Below are 1,273 nucleotides of genomic sequence, written 5' to 3' on the forward strand. Positions count from 1 at the left end.
GACGACCCTTTAGTGGCACGTGCGATTACCTATTACCAGGCTGCGAGCTATGGTTTCACCCATCGCTTATTGAACTGGGCCGGCAGCGCAAACACTGCTAAGCAATAACTCTCCTCTGGTCATCACCGCTCGTGACCACCGTGGAAAATAATCCCGAGCCCGGATTCGGCAGGCTTGGAGCGGCCCGCTTGCCAGGCAAGGCATGCGCCGGGTCTATGTCGATGGTGGGAAGGTGGTGCAATTATTCCTGCGCGATGGATTGGATGATCACCACCGTTCCCGTGCTGATAAGAAGGGCGCGCCCCGCCCTCGATCATCAACCGAGACCTTGGATGGCTTCTCTGAAGGAGTGGAAAGGAGCTCCAGAATAATCTGCGTCGACCGGTTGAATCCACAACCCAAAGCTGCCTTTCAAGGAAGGCAGCTAACGCTTTGGTAGCCAGACTGAAACACATAATCCGCTCTGCTTCACCTCATCTGAAAAGCTCAATTGGATGCGTGCTCCGGTACGGTCTGCGATCGCCGCGACGATGGATAACCCCAGGCCGGAACCCGTTTCGTCGGTTCCCAAACTGCGGTAAAACGGGTCAAACACCAGCGCTTGTTCTGCAACGCTGATGCCCGGGCCCGAGTCCTTGATCTCGATGAGCACGCACTGCTCCGCCGGCTCGACACTCAAGTCGACCCGACCGCCCGCTGGCGTATAGCGGATGGCGTTGTCCACCAGGTTCTTGATCAGGATGAACAGGTCCAGCTCGTTGATGACGACCTGAACGTCCTTGACGCTTTCCACTCCGATATCGATGCCCTTGTTCTCGGCCAGTGGCAGAAGGTCTTCCAGCACGCGGCGAAACACTGCGTGCACCGAAACCGTCGTCTCGGCTCGTTGCGTGAATGATTGTGCGGCGGCCAGGGCCAGCAGTTGTTCGATGAGTTTGCGACTGCGCTCGATGCCCTGAGCCAAGGGTACAACGCTGTGCCGGGATGCCTCCGACATGGGTGTGGACGACAACCGTTCCGCTTGCAGGGACAGCGCCGTCATCGGCGAACGCAGTTCATGGGCGGCATCGGCGATAAACCGCCGTTGCGTTTCCATGGTCTGCGCGACGCGCTTGAGCAACCGATTGATCGCCACGACGAAGGGCCGGATTTCGCTCGGCAGGTGCTGTTCATCGACAGGATGCAGCGCCTGCTGGTCGCGCTGATCGATCTCCGCCGAGAGCGTCGCGATGGGACGGAACAGCTTGCGCACCAGGTCCCTCACCATTAACAG

At 58.9% G+C, this 1,273-nt stretch carries 1 protein-coding gene; it reads right to left on the minus strand.

Annotated elements, in window-relative coordinates; translation table 11 throughout:
* Positions 1-424: 424 nt before the first annotated feature.
* Positions 425-1,273: ATP-binding protein (locus FHL16_RS33745; RefSeq protein ID WP_238706223.1), on the minus strand; the 849-nt coding region annotated here is incomplete at its 5' end.

The organism is Pseudomonas sp. FSL W5-0299, assembly GCF_005930655.1.
GTDB lineage: Bacteria > Pseudomonadota > Gammaproteobacteria > Pseudomonadales > Pseudomonadaceae > Aquipseudomonas > Aquipseudomonas mandelii.